This window comes from Sphingopyxis sp. LC363 (assembly GCF_000756385.1).
GTDB lineage: Bacteria > Pseudomonadota > Alphaproteobacteria > Sphingomonadales > Sphingomonadaceae > Sphingopyxis.
In genome coordinates, this window is sequence record NZ_JNFC01000045.1 from 20610 (window position 1) to 35311 (window position 14702).

The window sequence follows — 14702 nt, forward strand, 5'->3', positions numbered from 1 at the left end:
TTAGCCCTTCTTGGCAACCGGCTTGGCGTTGCCCTTGTGCGCGGCCAAGGTGCCGCCCATCTTCACGCAGCTGCCAGCGGGCACATGCTTCCAGGCATTGCCCTGATAGTCGACGGTCGAGGTGCCAGCGCAGCTCGTGCCCGGTCCGGCGGCGCAGTCGTTCTTGCCCTTCAGCGCGACGCCATAGCATTTTTCCTTGGCGCCCTCGGCGGCGACGGCGGTGCCGCCGATCGCGGTGCCCGCGGCCATGGCGAGGACGGCCGAAGCGGCGAGCGACAGTTTCAGTGCATTGGTCATGATGATCTCCCTTTTGAGAAATGAATGATGCGGAGGATGGCATCGTCATGGGTTCGCGGGAGAAGGTGCGAAAGTTACGCCGAGGCGGGAGACAATGATTTGGCAGGGTAACTCCGATAGAATAGGCCCGGATCGAACGAGGACGCGCGAATGGAGACAAGCAAGGCATGAATATTCTGCTCACCGGCGGCGCCGGCTATATCGGAAGCCATGTCGCGGCGCCGCTGGTGTCGGCGGGGCACGGCGTCGTCTGCTTCGACAATCTGTCGAACAGCGACCCAGCGGTGATGGATCGGCTCGAGGCGATCACCGGCCATTCCGTTCCGCTCGTCACCGGCGACATCCGCGACGGCGATGCGCTGCGCGAAGTGCTGCGGGACCATAAGATCGACGCCGTGATCCACTTCGCGGGGCTGAAGGCGGTCGGCGAGTCGGTTGCCGAGCCCATGAAATATTACGACAATAATGTTCGCGGCACTTTGTCGCTGCTCGAAGCGATGGCCGATTGCGGGGCCAAGACGCTCGTCTTCTCGTCAAGCGCGACCGTTTATGGCCAGCCGCAATATCTGCCGCTCGACGAGAATCATCCGACGTCGGCGACCAATCCCTATGGCCGCACCAAGCTGATGATCGAGGAGATGCTTGCCGACGTCGCCGCCGCCGACCCCGAATGGCGCATCGCGATCCTGCGCTATTTCAACCCCGTCGGCGCGCACGACAGCGGACTGATCGGCGAGAATCCCAACGGCATTCCGAACAATCTGATGCCCTTCGTCAGCCGTGTCGCTGCCGGGCGGCTCGCCGAGCTGTCGGTATTCGGCAACGATTACGACACGCCCGACGGCACCGGGGTGCGCGACTATATCCACGTCGTCGATCTCGCCGAGGGCCATGTCGCGGCGCTCGGCGCAATCGCGAAGAGCGAAGAAGCGCTGTCGATCTGGAACCTCGGGACCGGTCAGGGCTATTCGGTGCTCGACATGGTCGAAGCGTTCGAACGCGTGAACGGCGTCCGCATCCCCTATCGCATCGCGCCGCGCCGCGACGGCGATGTCGCGAGCTGTTTCGCCAGCCCCGACCGCGCCGCGCGCGAACTGGGCTGGAAGGCCGAGCGCGGTCTCGACGCGATGTGCGCGTCGAGCTGGAACTTCGAGCGCACGCTCGCGGGGCGCAATTCGGACTAGGCCGTAGACTCATAAACCCGCAACCGCAGCCGCATTGAGGCGAGTTGGACCATGGCGAGGAAGTTTTCGGCTAGCTTGTCGTAGCGGGTGGCGATGCGTCGAAAGTGCTTCAGCTTGGAGAAGAAGCGTTCGATGAGGTTCCGCTCGCGATAGAGCCAAGTGCTGAAGTACGGTTTTGACCGGCGGTTGGACTTGGGTGGGATATTGGCGAACGCGCCCCTTTCGCGGAGAGACGCCCGGATGCGGTCGGCATCATATGCCTTATCGGCCAGCACTATCGTTCCGGCACCAATATGGTCGAGCAGGCCATCGGCAGCTTGGCCGTCATGGCATTGACCAGCGGTCAAGCTCAGTCGGATCGGGAGGCCTTGCCCATCGACGACAGCGTGGATTTTGGTTGTAAGCCCGCCTCGGGAACGACCGAGACAGTGATCTCGATCCCCCTTTTTGCCGTCGCGGCCTGTTGATGGGCGCGAACGGAAGTGCTGTCGATCATCTGGATATCGCCATCATGCGCGGCGGTGATGGTATCCATCATCCGATCCCAGATGCCCGCCTTCCGCCATCGCACGAAGCGGTTGTAGCAGGTGGTGCGCGGGCCATAGCGTTCCGGCAGGTCGCGCCACGGTGCCCCGGAGCGCAGCACCCAGAAGATACCATTCAGCACGCGGCGGTCATCGACACGCGGAATGCCCCTGGGCTTGTTGGGCAGGAGCGGCTCGATCACGCGCCACTCGAAGTCGGTCAGGTCATATCGGCTCATGCCAATACTGAATCAGACATCGACCGGCAGTGAAAGCGATTTGCGCACCTCAGTCAGAATGGTGCTTGGCGCGATACCGCTCAAGCCAGTGAATCCGGCTTTCAAACGACTTACGGAGCTGGCTTGTCGGCGCGATCTTTAGCCGCGTCCGGCAACGGTCGATCTCCGCATCCAGTTCAACCAGGCTCAGCTTAGCCAAACCCTCCTCATGATCAATGACGCCGCTACGCTTGCCCATGCGCCCAGAGTTAACGGGATGCCCGCGCCCGCTCAACCTTTTATGAGTTCACGACCTAGCCGAACCAGCCCGCGGTCTGCGCCAGTATCCACAGGCCGATCACGAGGAACAGGCCCGCCGCAACGAGGCGCACCTTCGCCAGATCCACCCGCTTCAGCAGTTCGTGCCCGAGGAAGATCGCCGGCACATTGGCGATCATCATGCCGAGCGTCGTCCCTGCGGTGACCGCGACGACGTCATGATATTGGGCGCCCAGCGCGATCGTCGCCACCTGCGTCTTGTCGCCCATTTCGACGAGAAAAAAAGCGACGAGCGTCGTGAGGAACGCCCCGAAGCGCGGCTTCGGAGCCTCATCATCGTCGAACGTGTCGGGGATCAGCGTCCACGCCGCCATCGCGATGAACGAAGCGCCGATAACATAACGAAAGACCGGGCTGTCGAGTAAGGCGGCCGCCGATGCGCCGAGCAGCGCCGCGAGCGCATGGTTTGCGAGAGTCGCGACCAATATGCCCAATATGATCGGCAGGGGCTGCCTGAAACGCGTCGCGAGCAGGATCGCGAGCAGCTGCGTCTTGTCGCCGATTTCGGCGAGCGCGACGATTGCCGTCGATGTGAACAGGGCTTCCATGAGTACTCCGGGGCCGGGCGGCTTGCGATTCCAACGGACATCAAACCCGCCGCCCAGCCCGGACGGAGGTCGATGCCATTGGTCTCGCCCAAGCGGTATCCCGCTTCCACCGCACCATGACCTCTCGGCCAAGTATGTTGACGCGGCGGCCCGTCCCGAAGGACGGCTGGCTACTCCCCAGATGACGGGGGCGCGTTAGCGGGCTTTGCGGGCGCTGACAAGCCCGAAGCCGCGGCCGCCTTTTCGGATTCGGCGATGTCGGCGTCCATCGCCTTGGCGCGCGCTTCGATCTCCTTTGCCGCCTTGTCGTAGCGCGTGTCGAAGTCGGGCTCGTCTTTGCAGGCGGCGAGAAGCAGCAACGGCACGAGCAGAAAGGCGGCGCGCATCAATAATCCTTGCGATAACGGATGGAGAGGTTCGACTGTCCCGAACCGCCCGCCTGGCTGAGCAGCGACAGCGCGCGCGTCAGGCTGATTTCTAGCTGCGTCGCCGTATAGCCGCGCGCGTCGGTGATCACCTCCAGATAGATGTCCTTGGTGATATATTGACCCGCGGCAAGCGCGGCGCCGCGCCCGAGCGTATCGTCGGGCCCGAGCACGCGTAGCCGGTCGATCCCCGTCGCCGACTGGAGCGCGCCGAGCGGGCTCAATCCGCCGCCGCCGCTGCTGAGCGTGTTGAGCGACGCCGCGAGCTGCACCGCCTGCAACGGCGAGAGCGTCGTAATCGAATCGCCGAACAGGATGCGCGAGACGATCTCATCCTGCGGCAGGCCGGGAACGCTCGAAAAGGCGACCTGCGGATTGCTCGCGCGCCCGGTCACGCTGACGGTCACCGTCACCGTTTCGATCTCGTCGCTCGCAATCAGGCGGATCGCGGGGTCGAACGCGTCGCCGGTCGGGAAGGTCACCCTCCCCTCCTGAAGTTCGAACGAGCGGCCCGCAAAGCCGAGCGTGCCGCGCACCAGTTCGATCTCGCCCGTCACCTGCGGCGCCTGCGTCGTGCCGCGTAGCACGATGTCGGCGCTCCATTCGGATTCGAGCCCCATGCCCGAAACATAGATTTCGTCGGGTGCTTTCAGCGCGATGTCGAGGCGGATGAGGTCGAACAGGCTGCCGCCCACCGCCGCAAGCCCGTCGCCGCTGATCCGCTGGCGCCCGGCGGGCGGCTTGCGCCGCACACCGGTCAGCACGGGCACCTGTGCCGCGCCTTCGCGCACGATGCGATAGCGCGTTTCGGGTAACCGCAGGCTCCCCGACAGCAACGCAGTCTGCCCCGCCACCTTTTCGAGCGTCAGATTGCCGGTCGCGCGCGCCGCGATATTTTCGCTGCGGGCAAGGCGGGCGTTGTCGAGCGTCGCCTGAATGTTCATCGGATAGCCGTCGGCCGACGCGAGGCTGATAAAGCCCTTCCCCTGCAGGGTGCCGTCGCCCGCCTTTGCGGTGAGCTGCTCAATCTCCAGCCGGTTGCCCGTGAAACGGCCGTTCACGACGATATTAGTTAGCTTGGTGCCATAAGTCTGGTTCTCGTAGGTCATGTCCTTGCCGCGCACCACGCCATTGAGGCAGGGATCGGCGACGCTGCAGCTGAAATCGGCGGCGACCGCGATCGGCCCCGCGACATGCTGGTCGGCAGGACCGACGAAGGAATAGAGCGTGTCGGCCGGACCGTTGTAGCGAATGCCGCCGCCGAGCGGCGCGGCCATCAGCCGTTCGGTCCAGCTGCCCGCGCCGGGGCCAAGCGGCCGCAGCGACGCCTGCACCCGGCCCACCACGCTGCCGCGCTTGCGCATCACCGCGCGTGCCTCGCCGCCGTCGGCGAGCAGCTTGCCGGCGAAATTGACGTCGACCGGCTGGCTTACCGACGCGGCGGTCGTGCGCGTGAAGCCGGTGATCGTCAGCCGCGCGTCGGCGCGCGGGAAGCTTTCGGAATTCGCCTGCTCGAAATCGAGGCTGCCCGCCGCGCGCCCGCCCAGCCCCATATCGGGATAGACGGCGTTGAGGATCGCCATATTGACGCGCTCAAGCCGGCTCTGAAGCATGATGCCGTCGCCGAACCGTCCCGCGATGCGCGCACTGCTGCCGCGACCGAGATTGACCGTCGTCGGCAGCAATTCATATCCGTCGGCGCCGGGAATGATGCGCGCGGGCGAGGTGGTGCGGAAATTGATGCCCGTCGCGCGGCCCTGCACCGATGCGCGCCAGAGTTCGGGCGTCAGGTCGGCATTCGCGGCGATGCGGAAGGGGACGCCGCTGGTGCCTTCGACGAGCGCCTGAGCCTTGCCGCTGCCATTCCGATAGTCGATCTTCACCCGTCCGACGGCGATGTCATAGTCGCGGATTTGGGTATCGGCGATCTGGATGTCGGCGACGATATGCGGCTGGTCATAGAGTGTGACGTCGGCATCGACGATCGCCGAACCGACTGCGAGATTGGCGGCCCCGGGAAGCACGACATCGTTCGCGCGGACGTTGATCGCCGCCGCTTGATACTCGCCCGCGGCGCTCAGCCGGACGAGGCCGCCCAGACCCTGTCCCGACGCGTTGAGCTGCCCGGTGAACGGCCCGGCCTCGCTCTGTACGAGCCGGCCGTTGAACCCGATGCCCGCGAGGTCGCCGCGCTCGACGTCAATCGTCAGCGGACCCGCCGCCATCAGCAGCACGACGTCGGCCGACAGCGGCCCATAGTCGGTCTCACCCGTCGCCGCGAGGCGATAGCCGTTCGGCGCTCCGTTGATCTTTGCCACGAGATTGGCAAGCCCGATGCCGAGGCCTGGGCGGTCGGCGGTGACCACCGCGCGCGGATCGCTGATCGTTCCGGCCAGCTGGACGCCGATTGGGCCATAGTCGGTCGAACTCGCGCGCGCGGTCAGCCGGATCTGACCGTTCGGCGCATAGCTCCCCTGCCCGCCGGTGATGCGCAGGCGCGGCGCGGTCAGCCGGAGGCCCGAGAAACGGACGACGCCATCGGTGCCATAGCGCACCGCGCTCGACGCGGTCGCATTGCCGCCGAGGAAATCGCGGACCCCCGAGTTGAACAGCCGCGTCGAACGCGCCCGGACATTGCCGACAATCTCGAACCCGCCGCGCGGCGCGGTCTTGAGGTCGGCGTCGCTGTCGATGTCGAAGATGCCGACGCTTTCGATGCGATAATCGTTGATCCGCCCGTCAATCGCGCCGGTGTAGAAACCCTTGTTCAAGTCGGCGATGATGATCGCCTTCGCGTCGATGCGCGGCGAGCGCAGGCGCAGATTGTCGCTGAGGATGCGGCCGTCCGCATAGGCGAGATCGCCGTCGAGCCGCACTTGCACCAGCGTGCCACCCGCGACGGTGTCGAGCCCGCGAATGCGCGCGGCACGGCCCGCGACCGGAATCACGATCTGGTCGGCATCGACGCGTGCCTTGCCCGCGAGGCTCAGCCGCTCGACGATAATGTCGTTGACCGCGAGGCTGCTCGCATTCGCCTGATAATCGACCGTCGGCAGCGCGAATTCGCCATCGAGCGTTGCTGTGGCGCGTAGGCCGCTCGCCCGCACCGCCGGCGCGATCGCGCCCGGGCGCAGAATATTGGCCGCCAGCTGCAATCCCTCGAAGCGGTTGGTACCGAGGTCGAGCCCGCCGCTGATCCCGAGCTGCGCCGCGTCCGACGAAAGCCGGCCGTCGATCGCGGCCTTGCGCTCCTGCAGCCGTGCCGTAAGATCGATCGCGGTTTCAGTGCCCAGCAATTCGGCCGCCGGCCCGGTCAGCAGCCGCGACGCCTGTGCCGTGCCTTTGGCAGCAAAGGTGCCGTCGCGCCCCGTCAGCGCGACACGCGCGAGCGGCGCGGTGCCGAGATTCGCGGTCAGATTGCCGTTCCACGCCTTCCAGTCGCCGCGCCCGGCAAGCTTCGCGGTCAGCGTTTCCTCGAACCCGCCTATCGCGGCGAGCACCCCGCCCTGGGGCGCGGCCACATCGAGAGTCGCCGCAAGCCGGTTCTGCTCGGGCACCGCATCGAGGACGAGCTTTAGCGCATCGCCCTGCCCGCCGCCGCCGCTGATCGTCTCGGCATTGGCGCTGACCTGCGCCCGCCGATCGGCGATCGCGACCTTGCCGTTGAGCGCCGCCACCTGCCGCTCGCCGGCCACCGCCGGCTCGAAGACGAAGCGGTCGACGCGGAGCTGCCCGACATCGATGTCGAGGTCGGGCAGCAAAGGCTCGCCGGTGTCGGGCACCGGCTTGAAGGCGGGGATTTTCTCCATCACCAGCGTCTTTGCCGTGGCCGATCTGACATCGATATGGTTCGCGAGATAGCGGATCGGCCGCCAGTCGACACGAAGTTCGGGCGAGCGCAGGAAAACGCCCTGCGGATCGGAGAGCGAGAAGTCGCGAACGATCATCTGGCCGTAGAGCGAGCCGTCGAGCCGGCCGATGCCAATCTTCATCCCGTTTTCGAATTCATATTTTTCGATCTGGGTGACGACGAAGCGCCGCCCGGCGTCGCTGTTGAGCCCCATAAGGAACAACGCGAAGAGGAGAACAAGCCCGAGCAGGCCGAGGCCGACCCAGCGCAGGATCGCCAGCGGCCATGACCGCGGCTTCGCTGCGGCTGATTCTGCAGGGGCGAGAGGCGCCTCCTCGGTCATCAGAAGGCTTGCCCGATCGAGACATAGACGCTGACGCGCGCCTCGCCCGGCTTGCGCCCGATCGGCGTCGCGATATCGAAGCGCATCGGGCCGAAATTGGTGTAATAACGCGCGCCGATCCCGGCGCCGAAGCGCAGGTTCTGGAAGGTCGGCGCCGACGAGCGATAGACCTGTCCGCCATCGACGAAGCCGACGACGCCGAAATTGCCGAAGCGATAGCGCGCCTCCAACGCCACTTCGTTCACGCTGCGACCGCCGATCGGGTCGTTGTTGGGGTCTTTCGGCCCGAGCTCCTGAAAGCCGAAGCCGCGCACCGACCCGCCGCCGCCGGCATAGAAACGCCGCGAAGGCGCGAGCCGTTCGCGCGCGGCGCCGACGATCGATCCGACGCGCACACGGCCTGCAAGCACGATGCTGTCGGTCACGGGGTAATAGCCGCTGATGTCGGTACGCAGCCGCGCATAGGGCGAGAAGCGCCCGGCGAGCGAGCCCTCGGGCTGGATCAGGCTGGTGATGCGAAAGCCCTTCGTCGGATCGAGCAGGCTGTCGGTCCGATCCATCCCGACCTGTCCGGTCAGCCCCAAGATCGTATAGAAATCGTAGCTCCGATCGCCCGTCGCGAAATCATAATCATCCTCGCGCGTTGCGATGAGTTCGACGCCATAGGCATAAGTAAATTTTTTCTGCCAGATCGGTGTCGAATCATAGCTGACGCGCGCGCCGACGCGGCCCGTGATCGCGTTGAACGCGTCATAGGTGCTGCGCGTGACCTCGGTAACGAGCTCAAGGGTGCGGTCGCGGCGCCCGGCGTTCGACCGGCGCAGCGTCGCGCCGATCCCCTGCTCCTGCGTTCCCAGCACGCCCCGGAACGTGAGCGCACCCTCGGGCGGCAGCAGGTTACGGTGCGTCCAGCTGCCCTCCAGCCGGATCCCCTCGCCTGTGCCATAGCCTGCGCTGGCGGCGATGGTTCGTGGCGGCCCCGCTTGCTGGGTCACCAGCATCGTCACATATTCGGTATCGTCGCCCGCGCTCTCGCCGGTCGGCTGCGGCTCGGCGGCGACGGTCGCGAACAGGCCGGTCGCGACGAGCGCCTGGCGCAGATCGTCGACCATCCGGCTGTCGTAAAGGTCGCCGCGCTTGAAACGCGCGAGCACCTCGACATGCTCGGCATCGAAGGCGAGATCGCCCGTCGTCTCGATCCCGCCGAAGCGCGATCGTTTGCCGATATCGACGGGCAGCGTGTAAACGCCGTCGCCTGTCGCGCCGTCGAGCAATATATCGCGCTGCCCGACCTTGGCGAAAGGATAGCCTTCCTCGGGCAGCTTGAGCGCGATCGCCGCCTCGGCGCCCTGGATGCGCTGCGCGACGATCGGCTCGCCGACGCTCAGCGGGAAATTATCGGCGATCAGGTTTGGCGGAATGGTCGGGTCCGCGTTGATGATGATGTCCGCCAATGTATAGCGTTTGCCCGGCTTCACATCGATGACTGCGGTGATCGGCCGGCGCTGGCGTTCCTGTCCCTCTTCGCGCGCACCCCGGTCGATCCGCGTGTCGACGACCGCGTCGTAATAGCCCTCGGACGCGAGTATCCGTTGCATCAGTTCGCCGTCGGCCGAGAGGCGCGCGCGGATCATCGCCGCATTGTCGGCCTTGCCGTCGCCGCCGTAGAGCGCCGACAGATCGCCGAACACATCGGCCAGATCGACGTCGGTGCTGTCATCGGCGTCGCTCAGCCCGTTGACCTGTACCGTATAGGAAAGCTCGACATTGTCGCTGTCAGCTTCGGCCTCGGCGAACTCGACGGGTTCGACGTCGAAATTTTCAAGCGGCGGCAGCGGCGCGGCGAGCTCGCTGTCGCTAATCGGCGCATCACCGATCACTTCGGCCGCATCGCCATCGGCCAGCGCGGGAACGGGCACGCCGTCCACCTGCGGCGGCTGGGTTTCCGCGGTCGCGTCCGCGGCATCGTCGGAGCCGTCCGCCGCCCCCTTGTTGGCCGCTTCGGTCACCAGGCGCCGCTCGAATTCGGCGATCGATTCGATCGGCCGATCGAGTTCGGCATCGTCTTCGGCGCTGATGGGCGGGATCGATTTTTCGAACTCCTCATCCTCGATGATCGGTTCGACGGCGGGCAGTTGCGCTTCGGGCGGCGGCGGCGACGGGGCAGCGATCTCGGCCGAATCGGCGTCGAGCGTCGGCACCACCTTCGGCGGCGCGACATCCTGCGCCTGCGCGGCGCCCGCCCAGGCGAGACCGATGAGTGAGGTGGCGCCGATCAGCAGCGGGCGCATGCGTGGGTGCGGCCGCCAACATGATCTGCGAAAAATTTCAGATTGTCTCATCTGCTGGCCACCGGTGCATGCTTGTGGCTCGCGAGATATGGCTGTGCAACCCGTTTCTCCCCTAATTGCAAGCTAACTCGCCGAGATCGGGACAGTTCCCGGCGATGCGGCGAATTGCGTCAGGGGAAACAATCAGGAATCGGCGCCGAACAGGTCGCGGCTGTAAACCTTGTCCGCGACGTCGGCGAGATCGTCGGTCACACGGTTTGCGATGATCACGTCGGCCTCGGCCTTGAAGGCGGCGAGATCGCGGATCACGCGCGAATTGAACAGCAGATCCTCCTCGATCAGCGGTTCATAGACGATCACCTCGATCCCTTTCGCCTTGACGCGCTTCATCACGCCCAGAATGCTGCTGGCGCGAAAATTATCCGACCCCGCCTTCATCGCGAGCCGATGGATGCCGACGATGCGAGGCGCTCGCTTGATCACCTCGGCCGCGACGAAATCCTTGCGCGTCGTGTTCGACGACACGATCGCCTGGATCAGGTTCTGCGGCACATCCTTGTAATTGGCGAGCATCTGCTTCGTATCCTTGGGCAGGCAATAGCCGCCATAGCCGAAGGAAGGATTGTTATAGAAACTGCCGATCCGGGGGTCGAGACACACGCCCTCGATCACCTGGCGCGAGTCCACACCGTGCGCCGCGGCATAGGTGTCGAGTTCGTTGAAGAAGGCGACGCGCATCGCAAGATATGTGTTGGCGAACAGCTTGATCGCCTCGGCCTCTGTATTGCCCGTCTGCAGGATCGCGGCATCGGGCTTCAGCGATCCTTCGAGCAGCAGCCGCGCGAAATCGGCCGCGCGCGGGTGCGTGTTGCCGACGATGATCCGCGAGGGATAGAGATTGTCGTAAAGCGCGCGCCCTTCGCGCAGGAATTCGGGCGAAAAGACGATCGCATCACTGCCGAGTTCGGCGCGCATCCGTTCGGTGAAACCCACGGGCACAGTCGATTTGACGATGATCAGCGCGTCGGGCGCCTTGACCAGCGCGTCGGCGATCACCTTCTCGACCGTGCTTGTGTTGAAATAATTGGTGTCGGGATCATAATCGGTCGGCGTCGCGACCACGACGAAATTCGCATCGGTATAAGCCGCGTCGCGGTCGGTCGTCGCGACGAGGTTCAGCGGCCGGTTCGCCAGATAATCCTCGATCTCCGCGTCGGCGATCGGCGACTGCTTCGCATTGAGTTGTTCGACCTTGCGCACGTCGATGTCTAGCGCAACGACTTCGTTATGCTGCGCCAGCAAGATCGCGTTGGAAATGCCGACATAGCCTGTGCCGACCACTGCGATCTTGACGGGCGAAACAGATGCAGGGGCCAATGATTTAATCCTCTGGGTGATGCGGCGCCGTCCCTAGCAACTTCGATGAACGGGCTCAACCGCGACCGCCTCAGGTGCCGCAAAAGGTCTTGTAGGGCCCCGCATCGGCTGGCGCCGGGAGCGTAAAGCGCTCGAGTCCCGGACGAACTTCATAAGGATGGCGGACGACGCCGAGCAGTTGAAGCCACGGCGCGAGATCGCCAGCCTCGGCCGCCTCTAGCGTCTCCTCGACCAAGTGGTTGCGCGGGATGTAGAGCGGGTTCACCGCATCCATCGCCGCGGCCAGCACGATCGGTCCACTGCTGTCGAGTGCGATCCTGTCCCACCATGCGGCGATCCACGGCGCCATCGCATCGGCGCTGGGAAGCAGGCTTTCGAGCATCGCGCCGTCGCCGCGCAGCAGCATGGCGAGCGCGCGGAAGAAGGCGGTGAAATCGACGCTGTGCGTTTCGAGTTCGTCGAACAGGCCGTCGATCAACTCGCTATCGTCGGCGCCATCGCCGCTCAGCCCCAGCTTCTGCCTGACTTTCGCATGCCAGCTGGCACGAAACCGGCCCGGTATCGCATCGACGATCGCCTTCGCCGCCTCGACATCCTCGGGCGACACGCGGTGGATCGCCGGCAGCAGCGCCTCGGCAAAGCGCGCCATGTTCCAGTGCATGATCTGCGGCTGGTGGCCATAGGCATAGCGGCCATGGGCATCGATCGAGCTGAACACCGTGTTCACCGCAAAGCGGTCCATGAAGGCGCAGGGACCATAGTCGATCGTTTCGCCGCTGATCGCGACATTGTCGGTGTTCATCACGCCGTGGATGAAGCCGATACCGAGCCAATGCGCCACCAACTCGCATTGTAGTCCGATAACCCGATCGAGCAGCGCGAGCGAAGGGTTCGCGGCATCGACAAGGTCGGGAAAGTGACGGCGGATGCTGTAAGCCGACAACTGCGCGACGTGATCGGCGCCGAAATGCGCAGCAAAGAACTGGAAGGTTCCGACGCGGATATGGCTGCTCGCGACACGCGTAAGCACGGCGCCAGGGTGCACGCGCTCACGCTGGACGCGATCTCCGGTAGCCACCGCCGCGAGCGCACGCGTCGTCGGCACACCCATAGCGGCCATCGCCTCAGAAACCAGAAACTCGCGCAAGACGGGCCCCATTGCCGCCTTGCCGTCCCCGTTGCGCGAAAATGCGGTCGGCCCCGAACCCTTGAGCTGGATATCGAAGCGCGCGCCGCCGGGCGCGACGATTTCGCCGAGCAGCAGCGCCCGCCCGTCACCGAGCTGCGGCGAAAAATGGCCGAATTGATGCCCGGCATAGGCGAATGCGAGCGGGCTCGCGCCTTCGGGCAGCGAATCACCCGAGAGAGATCGCGCAAGTTCTTCATCGCCGGCGCTCGACGCGTCCACGCCGAGATTTACAGCCAATGCATGATTAAAAATAAGGAGGTTTGGTGACGACGGTTTCGCAGCCTCGGCCGGCGCGTAAAAGCCCTCCATGCTATTGTAGAAACTATTTTGGAACGCAAAATCCATGACGTTCCATGTCGAGCGTTGACCTCAAAAATGCAAGCGCAACGCTGCAGCCACCAAATGGAGCGCGCGTCATATTCACCCAAAGCGCGCGCAAAATGGGCTAGGCGGCAAAATGCCATCGGCACATCTTTGACCGGACGCGCCACCCCGGATTGACCAGCGCAACCGAAGCAGAATCGAAAACCACCCAAGACGACCTTTGCGCCAACCGCCTTCTGCTATTATTTTTCCATGACGCGAGCCGGATTTCCGATCACGGTGACGCCCGCCGGTACATCTTTCGTAACGACAGCCCCCATTCCGACGGTCGCTCCCGAACCGATCACGAGCGGCTTGCCGGGCGTCCCTTGGCGGAGAATGGCCCCGGTCCCGATATAGGCGCGATCCTCGATATGAACATTGCCATTGCATTTGACGCCGGGAGCAAACGTTACGAAATCGCCGATGACGCAGTCATGCGCGACATAGCTGTAGATATTCGCATGAAAAGCGCGGCCGATCCGGACATCGGATGTCAGGATGACGAAGGGTTGCAGAATAGCCCCTTCGCCGATCGTGATATTGTCGCCCGTCACCACATTGGCGGCCCGAATGTCGCAACCCGCGATCCCCGCCTCGGCGCAGCGAGCCATCAACTTTTCGCGTACCGCCGCATCTGCGATCGCGATCGCGACGGCAGCTCCGTCATCTGCCTGCTCGACAAACGCCTGCCATGTCAGGACATCGTAGCCGTTGACCCGTGCGTCAGAATTTGCCGCATTATCGTCGATGAAAACCAGCCGCTTATTGCTTTGCGCATATTGCTCGCGCGCCACCGACATCACTTCGCGTCCGAAGCCACTGGCTCCATAAATTCCGATCAGCCGACTCATCATTTGCTCCATTCATGACATCGAAACGATCATCGCAACGAATGCTTCGATGGGACAGCTCCGTGAATCCAGATGCGGCGGCGTGAATGCACGATCCCTTCGCCCGTCGCAACCGCGCTGTTCGAAAGATACGGCGAAACGGCGCGGAAATCCGGCGCCAAAGAAAAAATGTCCAAAGGCTTCGCTAGAAAAGTGAATCCAACGCGATGTATAATGATACAGACGAGCCGGCCGTCATGTTCAGTTTTCGCTGGCCAGCATGGATGGCCGCGTTAAAGGCCTCTGGCGTATCTATGCCTTGGATTCCAATTCTCATGACAGTCATCCTCCTGACCCCCAGACGTTTTGCGGACGAGCGCGGCTGGTTCATGGAAACCTATCACGAGCGCCGCTATCTCGACCTTGGCGTCGAAGCGACCTTCGTTCAGGACAATCACAGCTATTCGGCGCCGCCGGGGACGATCCGCGGCATCCATTTTCAGCGCGCTCCGCACGCGCAGGCGAAGCTGGTCCGCTGCCTTCGCGGTCGCATCTACGACGTGGCCGTCGATCTTCGTCCCGATTCCCCGACTTTCGGCCAGCATGTCGGCGCCGAGCTTTCCGCCGACAACGGCCATCAACTCTTTGTCCCGGGGGGTTTCGGCCACGCCTTCATGACGCTCGAAAGCGATTGCGAGGTGGCATACAAGGTCGACGACTTCTATGCGCCGGAAACCGAAGGTGGCATACGCTGGGACGATCCGGCGCTCGGCATCGACTGGCCACTCGCCGCAGCCGGAGCGACCGACGCCGTCCTGTCCGCGAAGGATGCGATCCTGCCGCTGCTCGCCGACGCCGACCTTGATTTTGCCTATGACGGCTCACCCCTGTTGCCGCTTCACCCCTGACGAACGGTTCCCC

12 protein-coding genes and 1 riboswitch are annotated in these 14702 nt (G+C 64.3%); of the genes, 2 read left to right on the top strand and 10 right to left on the bottom strand.

The features are described 5' to 3' along the window. The gene (locus FG95_RS15205; protein WP_037556955.1) at positions 1 to 297 is read right to left on the bottom strand and encodes a BufA1 family periplasmic bufferin-type metallophore; all 297 of its coding nucleotides are present in this window, start codon (positions 295 to 297) and stop codon (positions 1 to 3) included. 167 nt (positions 298 to 464) lie between these two features. Here FG95_RS15205 and galE point away from each other — a divergent pair, with 167 nt between their 5' ends. Further along, positions 465 to 1481 carry a UDP-glucose 4-epimerase GalE gene (gene galE / locus FG95_RS15210; RefSeq protein WP_037556957.1) on the top strand — a complete coding sequence of 339 codons (1017 nt, stop codon included), beginning with the start codon at positions 465 to 467 and terminating at the stop codon, positions 1479 to 1481. Here the strand turns inward: galE and FG95_RS20300 are convergent. The 9 genes from FG95_RS20300 to FG95_RS15255 form a co-directional block, all read right to left on the bottom strand. Beyond that, positions 1478 to 2244 (bottom strand): IS5 family transposase gene (locus FG95_RS20300; RefSeq protein ID WP_152567671.1). Its coding sequence is split into 2 segments (ribosomal slippage): positions 1478 to 1932 and positions 1932 to 2244, totalling 768 coding nucleotides; the frame shifts between segments, so codons are not numbered across the junction. The two genes, galE and FG95_RS20300, sit on opposite strands and share 4 nt — an antisense overlap. Before the next feature lie 49 nt (positions 2245 to 2293). Continuing rightward, positions 2294 to 2482 (bottom strand): hypothetical protein, encoded by a 189-nt coding sequence (locus tag FG95_RS20590; RefSeq protein WP_066965032.1) that lies wholly within the window; start codon positions 2480 to 2482, stop codon positions 2294 to 2296. Positions 2483 to 2537: 55 nt separating this feature from the next. After that, on the bottom strand, positions 2538 to 3110 hold the full coding sequence (locus FG95_RS15225) for a TMEM165/GDT1 family protein (protein ID WP_037556959.1): 573 nt from the start codon (positions 3108 to 3110) through the stop codon (positions 2538 to 2540). Between the two features lie 10 nt (positions 3111 to 3120). Continuing rightward, positions 3121 to 3302, bottom strand: a riboswitch (yybP-ykoY riboswitch). Further along, complete coding sequence (locus tag FG95_RS15230; protein WP_037556961.1) at positions 3281 to 3496, bottom strand: hypothetical protein; 216 nt, start codon at positions 3494 to 3496, stop codon at positions 3281 to 3283. Its footprint overlaps the riboswitch before it by 22 nt. Further along, positions 3496 to 7728, bottom strand: a complete 4233-nt coding sequence (locus FG95_RS15235) for a translocation/assembly module TamB domain-containing protein (protein ID WP_037556962.1) — start codon at positions 7726 to 7728, stop codon at positions 3496 to 3498. Before FG95_RS15235 ends, FG95_RS15230 begins: the two co-directional genes overlap by 1 nt. Beyond that, the gene (locus FG95_RS15240; protein ID WP_235211580.1) at positions 7728 to 10019 is read right to left on the bottom strand and encodes an autotransporter assembly complex protein TamA; all 2292 of its coding nucleotides are present in this window, start codon (positions 10017 to 10019) and stop codon (positions 7728 to 7730) included. The genes FG95_RS15235 and FG95_RS15240 overlap by 1 nt, the downstream gene beginning before the upstream one ends. Positions 10020 to 10202: 183 nt before the next feature. Next, complete coding sequence (locus FG95_RS15245; protein WP_037556965.1) at positions 10203 to 11396, bottom strand: nucleotide sugar dehydrogenase; 1194 nt, start codon at positions 11394 to 11396, stop codon at positions 10203 to 10205. Positions 11397 to 11466: 70 nt separating this feature from the next. After that, positions 11467 to 12930, bottom strand: a complete 1464-nt coding sequence (locus tag FG95_RS15250; protein ID WP_037556966.1) for a protein adenylyltransferase SelO — start codon at positions 12928 to 12930, stop codon at positions 11467 to 11469. A gap of 221 nt (positions 12931 to 13151) precedes the next feature. Continuing rightward, on the bottom strand, positions 13152 to 13805 hold the full coding sequence (locus FG95_RS15255) for an acetyltransferase (RefSeq protein ID WP_235211581.1): 654 nt from the start codon (positions 13803 to 13805) through the stop codon (positions 13152 to 13154). Between the two features lie 311 nt (positions 13806 to 14116). Here FG95_RS15255 and rfbC point away from each other — a divergent pair, with 311 nt between their 5' ends. Next, positions 14117 to 14689 carry a dTDP-4-dehydrorhamnose 3,5-epimerase gene (rfbC, locus tag FG95_RS15260; RefSeq protein WP_037556967.1) on the top strand — a complete coding sequence of 191 codons (573 nt, stop codon included), beginning with the start codon at positions 14117 to 14119 and terminating at the stop codon, positions 14687 to 14689. Positions 14690 to 14702 lie beyond the last annotated feature (13 nt).